Below are 702 nucleotides of genomic sequence, written 5' to 3' on the forward strand. Positions count from 1 at the left end.
GGAGGTGGATAAGCTGCTGGAAACCCATATGAAATCCACGAATCCGAGCGGCAATGACTCTCAAAACGAGCGGCAGCAATCTGATTCAAATACCGACTCTATTTTTGAATTTGAACCTGCTTTAGAGAAAAGCGGGTCGACGGCCGAGCCCAGCACGAGAACCGCAGAGCCCCCGAAAACGTATCCGCTGGGGCTTGTGCTGAAGGCCTGCCCCGAAATTGCGGACTATGCCGTCGATGGCATCGGCAATTGGCGCGATTTCATGATTACCGCCGCCCAGGTGCGGGGCTACCTTGGCGTCTCGCCGTCGGCGTATGAGGAGGCCTGCCATGCGATGGGCCAGGAAACCGCCGCGATCGTGATTGCCTGCATCCTGCAACGCGCTCAGCACATCAATTCCGCCGGCGGATACCTGCGCGTGCTGACTGACAAGGCCAGGGCAGGGGCGTTTTCGGTCGGACCGATGCTGATGGCGGCGCTGAAGGCGAACGGCGCCACGGCGAGGATGGCGGGGTGAGGCCCGCATGGCATCTAGTTACGTGGGAATGCATCCGCCTGAAGTTCGAAATTGCGGTGGACGTTGCCAAGCATTCGGACCTTTGCTGTGATGGTCGCATCGCTGGGGAAGGGGATGCGACCATCGGTAGTCCAGCCATCTTCGGTACCGGGGATTTGCTTAAGGAGAATCAAGTCGACACGGAC

Annotated in this window: 1 protein-coding gene; it reads left to right on the forward strand. The window is 59.1% G+C overall.

What is annotated here, in order from left to right; genetic code table 11:
* The coding region (gene repC, locus EN780_RS36305) for a plasmid replication protein RepC (RefSeq protein ID WP_245500251.1) at window positions 1–517 on the forward strand (517 nt) is incomplete at its 5' end.
* Window positions 518–702: the final 185 nt, after the last annotated feature.

This window comes from Mesorhizobium sp. M4B.F.Ca.ET.089.01.1.1 (genome assembly GCF_004022605.1).
Taxonomy (GTDB): Bacteria; Pseudomonadota; Alphaproteobacteria; order Rhizobiales; family Rhizobiaceae; genus Mesorhizobium; species Mesorhizobium abyssinicae.